Consider the following 16113-nt stretch of genomic DNA (forward strand, 5'->3'; position numbering starts at 1 on the left):
GATATGCGGCATATTTTATTGACAATGTTGCTGAATTTTAAGAACAATGTGCGAGAATAAATGCAGCACGCTCCTCCACACTGCTTTCAGGCAGTTCAATGAGCTCAAATCCATATTCCGTATACACCAGCCGAAGGGCATCATGAATTGCCCTAGCTTCTTCAAAAGACTGCCAGCGCTCCGGGTCATTGATATAGATGTCTTCCCAGGGAGGGAGCATAAAAACACGGTTATGGTAAGGGGCATTTTCCAGTGCCCGGGTAAATTCATTCTGTACCGGCAATCCGGCAATGTTCAAATAAGCAATAATATCAGGGATCCCCCGGTCAAAAAAAGAAGGGGACGACGATAATATGGTGACTTCAATCAGGGCCTTCCAGGATACCACCATCTCTTCAAGAACCTTCGCGGAAAAACAACGGATATCTTTCCAGGGCAAACAATCTGAACCACGTTCCACCTCTTCCATAATTAAACGGCGGGAGACTTCTGCGGAACAGTGATACCCCATGGCAATCAGGTAATTGATCAGTGTTGTCTTTCCGGAACCTGGTCCTCCGGTTATAATGTAATGGGCAGACAAAGCTTTCATCTATTCAGTACTATCATTGTCATCAGGAGCAGCATCAGCAGGCAGCTAAGGTGGTTAATCCATTTCACCCTGTTCAACTCTGCATGGCTGATCTCCCTGTTATTTATACCAATATAAGGCTTCTCCACCAAAATGCCATGGTACAGGTTCGGACCGCCGAACTGAACATCACAGATACCCGCCAGTGCGGCCTCAGGATATCCCGAATTCGGACTTTTATGGGAACGCCCGTACCTAAAGACGAACTGCAGTCCCCTCCAGCTGCCGGTTACGGTGACCATCAGTAATGCCGTTAAGCGGGAGGGAATAAAATTAGCCACATCATCCAGCCGGGCACTGAACTTTCCGAACTGCTCATATCGCTCATTGCGGTAACCTACCATAGAGTCCAGTGTATTGATCATTTTATAAGCCATCATTCCCGGCACTCCGGCAATCAAATAATAAAACAAAGGCGCGATCACGCCATCGCTTAAATTCTCCGACATCGTTTCAAAAACGGCTTTCCTGATCTGCTGCTCCGAGAGTACAGCTGTATCACGCCCCACAATCCATGATAGGCGTTCCCTTCCCTCTTCAATCCCCTTCGCTAAAGCGTCGAACACTTTTCTTCCTTCCTGGATAAGGCTTTTATTTGCCAGTCCGTAAAAGACAAAAACAGCAGAAAAGACAAGATATAAAGTCCTGTCATATCGCAGGAGTAAACCTGATATCCCCCCGAAAAAGCAATAGGTGGCCAATGTTAACACTATGGCCATCAGCATCCCTTTAAGGAACCTGACCCCGCCTTTATTCAGCCATTTTTCCCCAAGCTGAATGGTATTGCCAAAAAACCTTACCGGATGGGGCAAACGATAAGGATCTCCCAGGAGAAGATCCAGCAGATAACCTATCCACAACGGAATCACCAGCAGGAGAGAAAGGGTCAGTCCCATGACGATAAAGCTTCCAGGAGTAAATTATTTTTTTCGCTGTTTAAGGTAGCTATTCTTACGGCCCGGTCATTCAGTCCCCTGAAATTATCCGCATTACGGATCAGGATATCAAATTCTCTCAGCAAAAATGCCTTTAAAGCAGCCGCATTGTGTACCCTAGTTTCAGCGATAAAAAAGTGGGTATGGCTGTACTGTACTTTTAAAGAAGTTGTGGAAAGTCCCCTGACCAAATCCTTCTTATCATTCAACAACTGCTGCAGGGGAAGATTAAAATCCTGCATATGGTCAAAGATATAGTGCCCGGCTTCCAGTGCCATTACATTTACCGTCCAGGGCAATTTCAATCCCTGTAACCTGGCAATCAACGGAACAGATGCAGCGATATACCCCAACCTTAATCCGGGGATGGCATAAGCTTTGGTCATGGACCGCATGACAATTAAATTATCATATATGGTGATCAGCCGGACCACAGAAGGAATGGCGAAAGTAAATTCAATAAAAGCCTCATCAATCACAAATATAACCATGGGGTAGCGCAACAGCATTTTTTCAACCTGCTCAAAAACGGCCCCTGTAGGATTATTCGGATTACAGATAAAAACCACATCGGTATCCAGCTTCGCTCCTACACTGAACTGGTCCCAGGGCAGAAAGCTGATCTCGTGGTCGTGTAACCTGCAGGCATCTTCATATTCTGCGAATGCAGGAACCACAATTGTTGTCCGCTTGAATTTAAAGGCCTGCGCAATCAGGTAAATACTTTCCGTACTTCCATTGGCAACCAGGATGTTCCCCTCTTCAAAACCATGATGTGCTGCAATCTTATGGCGCAGGCTTTCACCGATCACCTCAGGGTATTTACACACTCTATTCCAGCGGTCAAAAAGGTAGTCCTTCAGTCCAGCGGGTGCACCGCCGTACCATACATTGGTACTGAAATCTGCGGTAATTTCTTTAGGATGGGTATAGCCATCATCTCCGTGTCCCGACAACATGCCTTAATATTTTAATTGCTGATACACCTGTTCCACATCAATATTTTCACGTATCAATGCTGCCAGCAGATCATATTGTTTCTCTTTAAACTGCTGATGATCCACTGCAGCCACGCTGACTGTGGTATAGGATTTCAGCAGGTCATCAATGACGCAGGCATTATCCAATATTCCATGCAGATAAGAACCCCAGCAGGTTTCCGTCAGCAAATAACCATCTGTATTTCCTTCCATGCCGATAAAATGGTTGAGCGGCTGTGGATGGCGTAAAACTGTGGTCTCTCCCATGTGGATCTCATACCCCTGGCAGGTTTCCTCAAAATGACGATAGCGGAACTTACGCTGACGCGTGGTCTTCTCCGACTGTAAAGTAGTCTCTACAGGCAGCAGGCCAAGTCCGGCAATTTCAGTGATGGCAGACTCTGCATGGAAGGGATCTTTTATAGATTCCCCCATCATCTGATAACCTCCACAAATTCCAATCACTGTTTTTCCGCTTTTAAATACCTCAACAATCCGCTCCGCCAGTCCATTATTTTTTAATTCTATTAAATCTGCTATGGTATTTTTACTTCCCGGCAGGATCACAATATCTGCCTGTAAAAGGACATCGCTGCTGTCCGTATAATACAAATTCACCCGGCTATCTTTTTCCAGCCGGTCGAAATCGGTAAAATTAGACATCCTTCCCACACGCACCACAGCTACATTTACCTTACCTGCTACAGGTTGGTTTCTTTTCTGCCGGAGGGCGACAGCATCTTCTTCCTCTATATGGATATCGCGGTAATAAGGAAGCACCCCAATAACGGGGACGCCGCATAAATCGCTGATGATCTTTCTGCCATCGTCAAATAACCTGATGTCTCCCCTGAATTTATTGATGATGATGCCCTTGATGCAGGCTCTTTCTTCTGGTTTCAGCAATTCCATTGTCCCGTAAAGACTGGCAAACACCCCACCCCTGTCGATATCGGCAATCAGGTACGTGGCTGCACCTGCGGCAATGGCCATTCTCATATTCGTAATATCCCTGTCGCGCAGGTTCAGTTCTGAAATACTGCCGGCACCTTCCATCACTACCGGGGAATATCTTGCTGCCAGGCGCTGGAAAGCCAGATGAACCTCCTCAAACAAGGCCGCCCTGTTACCTGACATAAAATATTCGGCGGCGGACTGGTTACCTACAGGCTTCCCGTTTAAGATCACCTGTGAGGATTGATCCGTGGTCGGTTTCAACAATACCGGATTCATATCGGTATGGCAGGGAATGCCTGCAGCTTCTGCCTGTACGGCCTGTGCGCGGCCAATCTCCAGTCCTTCAGGCGTAGCATAGCTATTCAGCGACATATTCTGTGCCTTAAAAGGTGCAGGGGCATAACCATCCTGCAGGAAAATCCGGCAAAATCCGGCAGTAATCACACTCTTTCCAACATCTGAAGAAGTACCGACAAACATCACCGGCTTCAATTTTTCTTTCACATCCATCCTTTGCAATCTTACACTTTTATCTTAAAGCATACAAGGCGGAGGAATTAAAATTTAAAAGATTATTCCCTGTATACAGGTACATACTGATAAACAATATCATAGGGCGTATCTTTTAAGTTTGCAGCCATTTTTCCTATAGGCAGGTCTTCCTTTTCCGGGGTAGGCTCACACAATGAATACTTCTTGCCCTTATACACGATGGGATCACCTACCGGTTTACTGAATTCCACCGCCATGGTAATGTGTGTCGGATACAGCAATGCAATCATAGGCAGGTTATACATCTCCTTGACGAGGTAAAAAAATAAGGCCACCCGGTCATCACAATCGCTATAATTAGAGAACAGTGTTTCTTCGGGCGCCATGCGTTTTTCCTTGCCAAAGTTTTTCTGGTCATTTTCGTAGAGAAATGCATAACGGGTAAAACGCATGAGGTAATCCACCCCTTTAACCTGATTCAGTCCTTTAAGGTTTTTCCGGAGTAATGGGATGAGTGCCCCATAGGTTTCCTTGCTAAAAGGAATATTAAAATAAGATTCAAAATCTACCCCCGGGTAATTCCTGAATACAGAGTCGATCGCCGAATTCAGTTTGATACTGAAATGGTATTCCTTATGGTTATAGACAAAGGCCAGTTTCTTCTCTTCATAATGCTCCGGCTTAAAATCGGGCATGCGCGTCACTTTATAGGAAAATGCATGTGCCGCCCCGGGTACTTTAATGTTGACCGGTAATGGCGGGTTCACATTCAGGTCTGTCTTGGGATAATCATGGTAATTCAGGCACATGTATTTCTTCCCCTCTACCATAAAAAATGGAATATCTGAGATATCCTCATCATTATACACATAGAATATGATTTTTTCCGGGGTCAATGCCAATTGCGCATCATAACCCGATTTCACCATCATGAACCATTTATAGAAAGTATAGGAAGCATAATTCAGCTCTTTGGGACTGATTTGCTGGGCCACCCTGCGCACCAGCTGATAGTATAACCAATCGTTAAGTTCATGTTTTTCTTTATACTCCAGCAGTGAATCGATGAGTTGCTTATATCCGCCCGAATCAATTTTCCTGTAAGCATTTAAAAGTTCCTGTTTCGTCGTGGGTTCAGCAATATGCACAAACATGGATTTGTCTGTATTTGCAAGAAAAACATCGGTGTAAAAATCGACGCGTACCAGTCCGCCTGTTTGCTGTGCATGTGCAGCGGAGATTCCCATCAGGGAATTTAGGATCAAGAAATAATAAAATAGCCTGCTCATGGCCGTATGTTTTGGTTATATTAAATATACAATAATTCTATGGTCAATTGTCAAGTTTAAATGTAAAATTTTCTGAAAACCGGGGTCTTCAAACGTCATCTGGCAGGACTCAGATTTACAGGGGAGTTCAGCGCTCTCCTATTCCTAGAGGAAAGATCACCGTTATGTCAGGAAGTATAGAAAATAAAGTGTTACGACTCCAAAAAGCTCTAAAAACCGAACATTTATGTATCAATATCGATACATAAATTAAACAGAAACCCATATCCCCAATTTTCTGCTCCGCAGCTTAACCTCCTTAAAATCTACTAAATAAATGCAGTCTGAGCAGAATTGTCGCTTTTGCCCAACATTTGGTGAGCTTCTTGTAAAATGGCAGTCGGGAGACAGTTTACCTGTCTGATTTACATCTTAAAACATTTACCAAAATGAGAACAAAAACAATTCTAAAAAATTTATTTATGGGGACGGCTGTCCTTGTATTGACGACCATGGTTTCTTCCTGTAAAAAAGACGATGTGGATGAGTCAGGATCTGCAAATGTAAAAGTGGTCAATGCTTCCTCCAGTTCAACTGATCAGGGATTTTTCCTGGCTTCAAAAACAGTGATAAACGGGGGACTTTCCTATGGAGATGCGTCAGATTACATTGTCACCAATTCCGGAAATAACCTGGAAGCACAATTCCGGAATGAAGGAACGGCCACAGCATATGCTTCAGACCGGTTTGACCTGGATAAAGGTGCTTATTACACCATATTTCTCGCAGGTGACGGACAGGCTGCAAGGGTTAAACTGTACAAAGATGACCTGGCAAGCCCTGCAGAAGGAAAAGCCAAAGTCAGGTTCATTCACCTAAGCGATGCTGTATCAGGAAACATTGACATTAAAAATGGTTCAGGAGGCAACGTAGTGGTTAACCTGGCACATGATGCTTCCAGCAATTACATCAGCCTTGATCCGGGGGTACTTAGCCTGAATGTCTATGCTTCCGGACAAACTACAAGTCTGGCCAATATCAATTTAACAGCTTTCACTGCCGGTAAAATCTATACGGTTTACATTACCGGTTCCAGTGCCAACAGCATTACAGTACGCCAGATTTCACACAATTAGGCATACAGTAATATTAGGTGTGTAAAGCCTGCTTTCTTTCATGGAAGCAGGCTTTTTTGGTTTAAATCCACGCCCTAGATGTCTATCCGACACCTTTTTATTTCTAATTCTTTTTGCCCTTGCATAAAATATTATTTTTCAGTAAATTAGAATAACCAAATATTCAATTATGAAGACAGTACAACACATCATCGCTACCAAATCCAGAGATATTTATGCTGTTACTGGTGATACGCCGGTTTTTGATGCGTTAAAAATCCTGATGGAAAAAAATATCAGTGCACTGATGATCATTGAGCATGGTTTGCTCAGCGGAATTTTCACAGAAAGAGATTATGCCAGAAAGGTCATCCTGCTGGGAAAATCATCCAAATCAGCTTTGATCAAAGAGGTAATGACTGCAAATCCTATTACCATACAATCTGGTGACAGTATTGACCACTGCATGTCATTAATGACTGATAAGCACATCAGACATCTGCCTGTCGTATCTGGTGAGCAGGTGATATCCATGTTATCTATCGGGGATATTGTTAAATTCATTATTGAAGATCAGAAACAGATCATCTCCCATTTGGAAAGTTATATCCACCAATAGGCTAAAAATCAGGGCATCCCCCCAGCTCATTATAGAGAATAAAGAACATCCATACCGGTTATGGATGTTCCTCTGATCAGCATACACCACTATGATTTTTTCTCAGGTAATTCGCCCCGGCTTTTTTTGAATATTTTGCCATAGTGATAAGGATTTTCTGCTGTACGCAACAAAGCAGGGAATAGCAGATTTTGCTTATTTTAATTTTTCAGGCTGAACCAGCATTTCAGCCTGAAAAAAAGGGATATATCATTGCTGACATATCCCCGTTCCGCATTTTTATCTGCTTGTTATCTTATTTTTTCATGCCTACCAGTGTAGATTTCAAAGTTTTCACCGCTGCTGCTGAGCTGGCTGAAGCATTGAAAATGGTATTCGCCGTCATATCCTCTCCGTAGAAATTGGTATTGGCCTGTGCATCTACCGCCAGCGATGCCCCGTTCAGGGTAATTCCTGCAAAAAGCCCTTTACTTCTTGAATACGAATACACTTCTGCTTCCAGTTTGTAATCTGTATTTGCAGTAGAACTTCTTCCTACAGGGCCTGCAGCAACGGATAAATCACCACCAAGGGTGAAGCTGCTCTTTTTAATGTCTGTCAAACTCTTGCTATTCTTAAATACCAGGATCAGATCCACTGCCTGTACACCAATCTGTGCACCAACACTTCCTCCTGTAATGGTAACAAAAACAGGATTACTCCAGCTACCATCTGCTTTTTTCACCATGGCCACCCCTTTACCATGTTTCCCTCCAATCACAAAACCCGCATTGATCAGTTTAGGAACCACAATGATTCCTTCTGTAATGGCCAGTAACTCGGAAGGGATACTCTCTTTCATTTTACTGAAGTCTGAAAGTACGGTAGTGGCTGCTTCAATTTTTTTCTGCTCTTTATCCTGTGCAGTGACAGTAGTAGATAAAAACAAACCGGCACATAGGATGACAGCGGCTTTAATTCCTGGAAATTTCATATTTTTCATGTGTGTTGAATTGATTAGTATGGCCATAAAACCTTGCAACATGCAGGCTCTATTTTCATATAGTTTAAAAAACGACTATTCAAGCAGGTTAGTACATTGAAATGCCTGCATATTTCGTTATTAAACAAATCAAAGGCCAATTGTTCTCCACAACTGAAAAATCATTTATCATTTTCGCTTAAGGGGTTGATGGCCCTGTCCAGATGAACATATCCACCATCAATGTATACCAGCTGACCGGTGGTATGGCTTGACCGGGCAGACAATAGAAATGCGACCGCATTGGCTATTTCTTCCGCCGTGGTCATCCTGTTGCCAAAAGGTATTTTGTCAATAATAGCAGCCATTTTTTCTTCAGGATTGGGTAACGATTTAATCCAGCTCTGGTAGAGCGGGGTATAACATTCTGCAACAATTACGGCATTCACACGGATACCGTAAGGGAGCAGTTCCACCGCCCATTCGCGCGTAAGGGCATTACGGGCACCATTTGATGCCGCATAGGCGGAAGTCCCCCCCTGTCCTGTATCAGCCACTTTGGAGCCAATATTCACAATCGTTCCTTTGGAGGCCTTAAGTGCAGGCAACGCAGCTTGTGCCATCAGGTAATAATGGACAACATTTTTATGCAGGCTTTCCATAAAAGTGGTGTAATTTCCACTCTCCAGTCCCACATTATCATTCACCCCCGCATTATTTACCAATCCGTCAATCCTGCCATATGCTGCAATTACGGCTTCAATCGTTTTTCCAGCGGCAGCAGGATCAGTCAGTTCTGCTGCCAGTTGAAAGGCCCTTTGTCCCAGTGCAGAAATTTCTGCAACCAGTTTCAGGTTGTCAGCTTCATTCCTGCCAACAATGACAGGAATGGCACCTTCGGCCGCCAGTACACGGACAATCCCCTGTCCTATGCCTTTTGCCGCTCCGGTTACAATAATTATTTTATCCTTTAACTGAAGATCCATAGTTAAACATCCTTTTTAACATAATCCACCACCTGTTGTCTCGACACACCCAGGCCGTCAATACCCAATTCCACCACGTCTCCAGCTTTCAGGTACACCGGAGGATTGAAACCCAGTCCTACTCCTGCAGGGGTTCCCGTAGACACCACATCTCCCGGAAGAAGTGTCATAAACTGACTGATATACGAAATCACAAAGGGAACATTGAAAATAAAATTCGAGGTATTCCCATCCTGCATTTTCTCTCCGTTAACAGTTAACCACAGACGGAGTTGATTGACATCCTTAATTTCTTCTTTTGTGGCCAGGAAGGGGCCGAGTGGGGCAAAAGTATCACAACCTTTTCCCTTATCCCAGGTACCGTTGCGTTCCAGCTGGAATTCGCGTTCAGAAACATCATTGTGCAATACATAACCTGCCACATAATCCAATGCGTCGGCTTCCTCAATATAGGAAGCTTTTTTACTGATGACAATGGCCAGCTCCACTTCCCAGTCGGTTTTCACCGAATTTTTTGGGATCACAATCTCATCAAAAGGGCCGGTAAGGGAGGTCGTCGATTTCATAAAAATCACCGGTTCAGGTGGCATTGCTGCATTCGTTTCCCTGGCATGATCGGCATAATTCAGACCAATGCAGATCAGCTTTGATGGTCTCGCCACCGGAGATCCCAGTCTTGCCCCCTCAGGCACAGGAAGTAAACTGCCTTCATTGGCTTTTACAAATTCTGCCAGTCTTTCCAGTCCGTTATTTTCAAAGAATTTCTCATCGTAATCACCACCAAATGCGGACGTATCATACTGGATATCATTTATAATCACACCCGTTTTCTCTTGTCCTGTGGTACCCCATCTTATTAATTTCATCAGCTATAAATTTATTTGTCTTTAGTTATTCAGTTTAATAAAACCGCCATCCAGCGGATAGTCATTGCCGGTCACAAAACCAGATTCATCTGCGCATAAATATAAAGCAAGTGAAGCGACTTCCTCAGGTTTTCCCATCCGGCCTATGGGCTGACTTTGGCTCAGTTTTTCAAATATTTCTTCTTCTTTCCCCGCATAATTTTTAGCAATAAAGCCATCTACGAAAGGCGTATGTACCCTTGCCGGGGAAATACTGTTACAACGGATATGGTCATCCAGGTAATCCCTCGCCACAGAGAGTGTCATGGCATAAATGGCACCTTTACTCATGGAATAGGCAAAACGGTCTGTAATGCCCACTACAGCTGCAATTGAAGCCATGTTAAGGACCACTCCCCCGCCCCTTTCCTTAAATACCGGGATCGCGGCGAACAAACAATTGTAGGCACCCTTGACATTCACCTCAAAGACCCGGGTAAAATCAGCTTCCGTTGTGGTATCAGCTCTTCCAATATGGGCAATTCCTGCATTGTTCACGAGGATATCTATCCCTCCTATCTGCTTAAACGTATCCAGTACCTGCTGTTGTATACTCACATCGCAACTATGGGCAGAAGCATTTCCTCCGTCCTGCCGGATCTCCTGAATGGTTTCAGCGGCAGCATCTGCATTTAATTCAATGATATGGACAGTGGCTCCCTGTTTGGCGAAAAGACTGGCTATGGCCCTGCCAATACCACTTCCGCCACCCGTTACTACGGCTATTTTTCCTTTTAGACTAAACATATGTACAAAATTGGTCTGCCCTGCCTTCAGTTAGGCTGAAGAGGGTACGATAAATAAATAAACTCGTGTTGGATAATGAGAACTGTATGGTCTGCCTATTCAGGGAAGTACTTCCCCGCAGATCGTTAAAGATAACCGGAAGGTGCTCCTTAAAATTGCTTTGAATATAATTAATCGCAGACATCAGTTTATATTGGTTACCCAAAGAAAAGCTATTTAAGGTTCCTTTTGTTCGAATATTTTATCCAATCATTAAGCTATATTGACATAAAACTTCCCGAAGCAGGAAATAACTGACCTGTATTTCTACCGATGAGACGGCAGGTACCCATGTGATCACGAAGGCCGTACACTGATCGCAATCAAACCATGCTGAAACAACAATGAAAGTATAGTGAAGCAATGTTTAACAAGTGTATAACAAGGTACTGACAAGGGGTTGACAAGGTATAAGACCTTGACAGCACCTTGCCAGTACCTTGTCAACACCTTGTCAGCACCTTGTCAACTATAGTAACACCATTGGTTCACAATAGTTTAGATATGGATTCATGACGACCAAATCCATATGTTATTCCCAGGTCGCTTCGCTCAGCATAACATCTAAAGGCGGTTTCTAAATGTTAAAAGCAACAGTACAAAAAAGAAATGCAACCCTGTAAAAACAGCAATGCAGCAGTAAAAAAAAGAAATGCAAAAAGATAATTAGTTGTAATCCCTGGAACGGGCGGATTGGTGATCATTCAGTTTATAGGCACATCTTCTGCCCCCCTCAATGATAAATTCAACACGGGTAATCAGCACACTGTCGCCAAAAACACCTTGTAAAGTTTTAAATTCAGCCTGACAGATTTCCCTGTTGGCCTGTGCTGCAGCACATATAGGACAATGGTTCTCGATAAGAACAAAACCATCCTCTTCCTTGATATACTGGGCCATATATCCTTCTTTGCTCCTGATGGATACAAATTTACTGATCCTGCTTTCCAGGTCGGTAATCCCTTCCAGTTCCCCCAGGTAGCGATTGGTTCCCTTATTGCCATTGGCTTCGATGACTTTGGCTACGGCCTGTTCCCCCAGGGTTTCCTTCATGACCTCCATCAGCCTCACCGTCAATGCCGCATGGGTATCCGGGAAGCGGGTATGTCCCAGGTCGGTCAGCGACCACAATTGTTGTGGCCTGCCTCTTCCGGTAACCGTAGCCTTGGCGGCTACCAAACCTTCTTTCGACAATTTAAGCATCTGAAAACGTGCCCCTTCAACAGTAACCATCAGCTCTCTTGCCAAATCCGACAGGGATTGAGGCCCTCTCGCCTTTAGCATTCCAACTGCACGTTCGCCAAATGGAAGTTTTCCCTGCATCATAACCAACCTAGTTCCAGCCTTGCTTCATCACTCATCATGTCCTTCGTCCATGGCGGATCAAAGGTCAGCCTTACCTCTACCTCATTTATTCCCTCAATCGCCTTTACCTTATTCTCTACTTCCATAAGGATTTCACCAGCAACAGGGCATGCAGGAGCCGTCAGTGTCATATAAATATGCACACTATCGGCAGCCATCATCTGAATCTTGTACACCAGACCCAGTTCAAAAATATTTACCGGAATCTCCGGATCTTCAACCGTACGCAGTACGTCTTCAATTTGATCTCTTAATGGGATGTCAGACATTTTATGAATTTTTTACTTCCTGTAACTGAAAACCAGCGGCATACAATTTCATTTGTTTCAACATGGAAAGCAAACCATTGGAACGGTTTGGTGACAAATGACTTTGCAGGCCTATCGTATCTATAAAATACAGCTCCGCATCAACAATTTCTGTTGGGGTATGTCCGGACAGTACCTTTACCATCATACTGATCAGCCCTTTTGTGATAATGGCATCACTGTCAGCCGTAAAAACTACTTTTCCGTTCACATATTCAGGGTGCAGCCACACATTCGACTGACATCCTTTAATCAGATTCTCCCTGATTTTATATTGCGGATCAATGATGGGGAGTTCTTTTCCGATCTCGATGATATTCTCATACTTATCCATCCAGTCTGAAAACAATTCAAACTCCTCAATAATCTCGTCCTGTATTTCGTTAATCGTCATCTTTATAAATTATAGTACCGGCATAAACAAGTCATCCGGCATCAGCTTAAATCAATATTGCTGCCGCTCTTTTGATCCCGGCAACAAGTACATCCACTTCAGCGGTAGTGTTATAAAAGGCAAAAGAAGCACGGCAGGTACCCGGAATTTCAAAAAAGTCCATTACCGGTTCCGTACAATGGTGACCGGTACGGATGGCGATCCCCTGTTTGTCAAGAAGCTCCCCAAGATCATAGGGATGTATCCCTTCCAGCAGGAAAGAAATCGCACTGGAGCGTTCCGGAGCATTCCCGATGAACCGGATCCCCTCTATCTCTGCAAGTTTCGCCAGTGCATAAGTCACCAGTTGCTGTTCTGCAGCCTGAATGTTTTCCAGACCAATACTATTGACATAATCTATCGCCACCCCCAATCCGATCGCTCCGGAGATATCCGGAGTACCCGCTTCAAACTTATAGGGCAGCTCATTATAAATCGTTTTTTCGAAGGTAACGGTCTTGATCATATCTCCGCCTCCCTGATAAGGGGGAAGGTCGTTGAGCCATTTTTCTTTTCCATACAGCACGCCAATTCCGGTAGGGCCGTATAACTTATGACCTGAAAAGGCCATAAAATCAACATCAAGCTCCTGCACATCAATCGGGAAGTGCTGTACTGCCTGAGCGGCATCAATCATCACCGGAATGTTCCTGGCATGTGCCTGACGAATGATCTCCCTTACCGGGTTCACTGTTCCCAATGAATTGGACACATAGGTAAAGGAAACCAGTTTCACGCGTTCATCCAGCAATGAAGGTAAAAGATCAAGTTGCAATACACCCTCCTTATCCATAGGGATCACTTTCAGGGTAGCTCCGCGCTCTTCACAGATCATTTGCCATGGAACAATATTGGAATGGTGTTCCATCGCAGAAATAAGGATGCTGTCACCTTCTTTCAGGTATTTTCTTCCAAAGGTAGAAGCGACTAAATTAATCGCATCTGTTGTTCCTTTGGTGTAGATGACTTCATAGCTATGGGCAGCATTGATATAAGCAGCCACTTTTTTACGGGATTCCTCATAGGCAGAAGTTGCCTTCTGGCTCAGTATATGCACACCACGGTGTACATTACTGTTGTAATCCTTATAATACGCATCCAATGCTTCCAGCACTGCGAAAGGTTTTTGAGTCGTAGCGCCATTGTCAAGGTAAACCAAGTCCTTTCCGTAAACTTTGGTTTCCAGTAAAGGAAAATCTTTCCTGATCTTAGCTATATCTAATGTCTTGCCCATCATATGATCTGATTAAACGATGGTAGAGAAAGAAGTCTCCATCTTATCGTAAATTAAACGCTGCACATAATCTTTCAGTGCTTCATTTTCAATTCTCTGCGTGACATCGAACATGAAAGCTTCCACAAGCAATTTCCTTGAAGATGCTTCACTGATCCCTCTCGAGCGCAGGTAAAATAAAGATTCAGGATCAAACTGACCTACAGTACAACCGTGACTGCATTTCACATCATCAGCAAAAATCTCTAACTGTGGTTTCGCGTATACCTGTGCTTTATCACTCAGCAATAAGTTGTTGTTCTGCTGAAAAGCATTGGTTTTTTGTGCGGGACGTTCCACGAAAACTTTTCCGTTGAATACTGCCCTGCCATTTTCCAGCAATACCCCTTTATAGATCTCATTGCTTTCGCAGTTCGGGAACCTATGGTGGATTGCGGTATGGTTATCGGTCAACTGGTGTTCACCCACAAGGTATAAACCCATCATATGGGTTTCTGTAGCACTGCCATTCAGGACCACTTCAAGGTTATTACGAATCAGCGCTGCTCCCGGAAGGCAGAAGGTAAAGTTATCGTAACGGCTGCTGCGCTCCTGTGTCACATGCGTATAATTCACCAGGCGTTCCGTAGTTTCATTGTTCTGGATCTTATACTGCACCAGTTGTGCATTTTCCCTTACGGAAACATGTGAAACACTGTTCACAAACAATAATGCCGATCCCTGAAGGATCACTGCAGTTTCTATCAATTCGGCATTGGCATGCTGATTCACCACGACATGGTTACGTTGCTGAACCAGTACATTCTCATTTGCTGAATACAGCTGAATGATATGTATTGGCTTTTCAACTACCACGCCTTTTTTAACTTCAATAAAATAGCCATCCTTATACAAGGCCGTATTTAAGGAAACCATGGCATTGTGTTCAGCAGCACTCAGGGCTAAATAATCATTTAATACTGCGGCATTGCTGATATCGTTGAGTGACTGAATGCTGACCTCTGCCTGTTCAGGAAGAACTGACAAAGCCGGTTGAATCACTCCGTTAAATACAACCAGGGTAAACGCATCAAGACCAGGAATTGTTGCAGCCTCAACAGCAGCTTTCATGGCTACAGCATCTACCGTATGGTAGTTTGCCAAATGATAATCATCTGACAGGAAGGGTGTAAGGTTGGTAAATCTCCAATCCTCTTCCTTTGGTGTTGGAAATCCCTTGGACTTGAAGGAATCAAAAGCATTGTCCCTCAAAGCCGATAAATCACCATCTGTAGTTTTTCCATTGCTTTCAAATACTGAAACCAACTTATTATACAATGGTGTTGTAATCTGATTTGACATACCCATTATTTATTAATTGATTCCGTTGCATGAATTTCTTTTAACCAGTCGTAGCCTTTTTCTTCAAGCTCCAGCGCCAGTTCTTTCGTTCCGGAACGCACAATCTGACCATTATATAAAACATGTACAAAATCGGGCACAATGTATTCCAGTAACCTTTGGTAGTGGGTAATCAATACAAAAGCATTATCTGCTGAGCGCAATTTATTGATCCCATTGGAAACGATACGTAAAGCATCGATATCAAGGCCGGAGTCAGTTTCATCAAGGATGGATACTTTGGGCTCCAGCATAGCCAATTGGAAGACTTCATTTCTTTTTTTCTCTCCACCGGAAAAACCCTGGTTCAGGGAGCGGTTAGCCAGTTTGGCTTCAAACTCTACCAGTTGTTGTTTCTCCTTGGTCATTTTTAAAAACTCCTTGGCAGTCAGCTGCGGTAAGTTACGGTGCGTTCTTATTTCGCTGATCGCAGTTTTTAAAAAGTTAATATTTGATACTCCGGGTATTTCTACAGGATACTGAAAAGCAAGGAAAACACCTTCTCTTGCGCGCTCTTCAGGTTTCATTTCCAGCACATCTTTTCCATCCAGCCAAACTTCTCCAGCTGTTACTTCATAATTTTCGCGTCCTGCTAAAACAGACGCCAGGGAACTTTTGCCAGAACCATTCGGTCCCATAATCGCATGTACTTCACCTGCTTTTACTTCTAAGTTTATTCCTTTTAAAATTTCTTTTCCTTCAATATTAGCATGAAGATTTTTTATTGATAACATATTATTTTTCTGGTTTTCTATGAT

The 16113-nt window shown here is 43.7% G+C and carries 17 protein-coding genes; 2 read left to right on the forward strand and 15 right to left on the reverse strand.

Annotated features, from left to right (window positions below):
- Positions 1–37: 37 nt before the first annotated feature.
- The 5 genes from ACSBL2_RS17900 to ACSBL2_RS17920 form a co-directional block, all read right to left on the reverse strand.
- Positions 38–592: an AAA family ATPase gene (locus tag ACSBL2_RS17900; RefSeq protein WP_442587921.1), complete on the reverse strand. Its 555-nt coding sequence runs from the start codon at positions 590–592 to the stop codon at positions 38–40.
- Positions 589–1527 carry an adenosylcobinamide-phosphate synthase CbiB gene (gene cbiB, locus ACSBL2_RS17905; protein ID WP_442587922.1) on the reverse strand — a complete coding sequence of 313 codons (939 nt, stop codon included), beginning with the start codon at positions 1525–1527 and terminating at the stop codon, positions 589–591. The genes ACSBL2_RS17900 and cbiB overlap by 4 nt, the downstream gene beginning before the upstream one ends.
- Entirely contained in the window at positions 1518–2525 is a 1008-nt protein-coding gene (locus tag ACSBL2_RS17910) for a pyridoxal phosphate-dependent aminotransferase (protein WP_442587923.1), read from the reverse strand. The genes cbiB and ACSBL2_RS17910 overlap by 10 nt, the downstream gene beginning before the upstream one ends.
- 3 nt (positions 2526–2528) lie before the next feature.
- Positions 2529–4013, reverse strand: coding sequence for a cobyric acid synthase (locus ACSBL2_RS17915; RefSeq protein WP_442587924.1), 1485 nt, complete (start codon positions 4011–4013; stop codon positions 2529–2531).
- 62 nt (positions 4014–4075) lie between these two features.
- Entirely contained in the window at positions 4076–5284 is a 1209-nt protein-coding gene (locus ACSBL2_RS17920) for a hypothetical protein (protein ID WP_442587925.1), read from the reverse strand.
- 428 nt (positions 5285–5712) lie between these two features.
- On the opposite strand from ACSBL2_RS17920, the gene ACSBL2_RS17925 reads away from it, so the two are divergent.
- Positions 5713–6399: a DUF4397 domain-containing protein gene (locus ACSBL2_RS17925; RefSeq protein WP_442587926.1), complete on the forward strand. Its 687-nt coding sequence runs from the start codon at positions 5713–5715 to the stop codon at positions 6397–6399.
- 169 nt (positions 6400–6568) lie between these two features.
- On the forward strand, positions 6569–6997 hold the full coding sequence (locus tag ACSBL2_RS17930; protein ID WP_442587927.1) for a CBS domain-containing protein: 429 nt from the start codon (positions 6569–6571) through the stop codon (positions 6995–6997).
- 295 nt (positions 6998–7292) lie between these two features.
- On the opposite strand, the gene ACSBL2_RS17935 is transcribed toward ACSBL2_RS17930, so the two are convergent.
- The 10 genes from ACSBL2_RS17935 to sufC form a co-directional block, all read right to left on the reverse strand.
- Complete coding sequence (locus ACSBL2_RS17935) at positions 7293–7979, reverse strand: lipid-binding SYLF domain-containing protein (RefSeq protein ID WP_442587928.1); 687 nt, start codon at positions 7977–7979, stop codon at positions 7293–7295.
- A 161-nt stretch (positions 7980–8140) separates the two neighbouring features.
- The gene (locus tag ACSBL2_RS17940; RefSeq protein WP_442587929.1) at positions 8141–8944 is read right to left on the reverse strand and encodes an SDR family oxidoreductase; all 804 of its coding nucleotides are present in this window, start codon (positions 8942–8944) and stop codon (positions 8141–8143) included.
- 2 nt (positions 8945–8946) lie between these two features.
- Positions 8947–9810: a fumarylacetoacetate hydrolase family protein gene (locus ACSBL2_RS17945; RefSeq protein ID WP_442587930.1), complete on the reverse strand. Its 864-nt coding sequence runs from the start codon at positions 9808–9810 to the stop codon at positions 8947–8949.
- 21 nt (positions 9811–9831) lie between these two features.
- Complete coding sequence (locus ACSBL2_RS17950) at positions 9832–10596, reverse strand: SDR family NAD(P)-dependent oxidoreductase (RefSeq protein ID WP_442587931.1); 765 nt, start codon at positions 10594–10596, stop codon at positions 9832–9834.
- A gap of 705 nt (positions 10597–11301) precedes the next feature.
- Positions 11302–11961 (reverse strand): helix-turn-helix transcriptional regulator, encoded by a 660-nt coding sequence (locus ACSBL2_RS17955; protein WP_442587932.1) that lies wholly within the window; start codon positions 11959–11961, stop codon positions 11302–11304.
- Positions 11958–12269, reverse strand: a complete 312-nt coding sequence (locus tag ACSBL2_RS17960) for an iron-sulfur cluster assembly protein (protein ID WP_442587933.1) — start codon at positions 12267–12269, stop codon at positions 11958–11960. Before ACSBL2_RS17960 ends, ACSBL2_RS17955 begins: the two co-directional genes overlap by 4 nt.
- A gap of 1 nt (position 12270) precedes the next feature.
- Positions 12271–12702: a SufE family protein gene (locus ACSBL2_RS17965; protein WP_442587934.1), complete on the reverse strand. Its 432-nt coding sequence runs from the start codon at positions 12700–12702 to the stop codon at positions 12271–12273.
- A 46-nt stretch (positions 12703–12748) separates the two neighbouring features.
- Positions 12749–13978: an aminotransferase class V-fold PLP-dependent enzyme gene (locus ACSBL2_RS17970; protein ID WP_442587935.1), complete on the reverse strand. Its 1230-nt coding sequence runs from the start codon at positions 13976–13978 to the stop codon at positions 12749–12751.
- Between the two features lie 9 nt (positions 13979–13987).
- Entirely contained in the window at positions 13988–15316 is a 1329-nt protein-coding gene (gene sufD, locus ACSBL2_RS17975) for a Fe-S cluster assembly protein SufD (RefSeq protein ID WP_442587936.1), read from the reverse strand.
- Positions 15317–15321: 5 nt separating this feature from the next.
- On the reverse strand, positions 15322–16089 hold the full coding sequence (gene sufC / locus ACSBL2_RS17980; RefSeq protein WP_442587937.1) for a Fe-S cluster assembly ATPase SufC: 768 nt from the start codon (positions 16087–16089) through the stop codon (positions 15322–15324).
- Positions 16090–16113 lie beyond the last annotated feature (24 nt).

Origin of the sequence: Pedobacter sp. AW31-3R, from assembly GCF_052180285.1 — a bacterium.
Taxonomy (GTDB): Bacteria; Bacteroidota; Bacteroidia; order Sphingobacteriales; family Sphingobacteriaceae; genus Pedobacter.